Origin of the sequence: Halorubrum sp. SP9 (genome assembly GCF_005435015.1) — an archaeon.
GTDB classification, from domain to species: domain Archaea; phylum Halobacteriota; class Halobacteria; order Halobacteriales; family Haloferacaceae; genus Halorubrum; species Halorubrum sodomense.
In genome coordinates this window covers 1-611 of sequence record NZ_SGXU01000252.1, presented here as the reverse complement: position 1 = coordinate 611, position 611 = coordinate 1, and the positions used below count along the sequence as shown (strand labels likewise).

Sequence of the window (611 nt, the reverse complement as noted above, 5' to 3'; positions counted from 1 at the left end):
CGAACAAACGCGATCGGGCGCTGTTGGAGATGCTGATCTACACAGGACAACGACACAACGCCTTGCGGATGTTGACCCTCCGAGACGTGCGACCGAACGAAGGTGAAAGCGGGAAGTTGTATATTCCCGAAGGCGAGGGGATGAAAGGCGCCGAGGGGAAGCGGCCCCTGCTCGGCGCACAGAAGGCGGCGAGAGAGTGGAAACGCTCGCATCCGACAGGCGACCCCGACGATGCGTTCTTCACTCACATCTACGACTGGTCGGGGCACGACGACATCGAGCCAGGGGATCATCTCTCCAAACAGGCGTTCGGACGGATCACCAAGCGAATTGCGGACCGCGCAGGGGTGGAAAAGCCCTCCAACCCCCACCAGTTTCGTCACTACTTCGTGACGATGGCAATCTCAAAACACGGGATGAGCATGGACACGGTCCGTCATCTTATCGGCCATCAGGCTGGCTCTCGGGAGCTGGAACGCACCTACCAGCACCTCGTGGACGAAGACTACATCGAGAACGCGGAACTGGACGTGGGGATCCGTGATGAACGCGAGGAGTCGCTGACGCCTGCGACGTGTCCGCAATGTGATGAACCGTTAGAACCGCACTAC

General features: G+C 59.6%; 1 protein-coding gene. It reads left to right on the top strand.

Annotation, left to right across the window (positions count from 1 at the left end; translation table 11 throughout):
• Window positions 1-611, top strand: a 611-nt coding sequence (locus EXE45_RS17415) for a tyrosine-type recombinase/integrase (RefSeq protein WP_137695074.1), incomplete at both ends; no start/stop codon positions are given.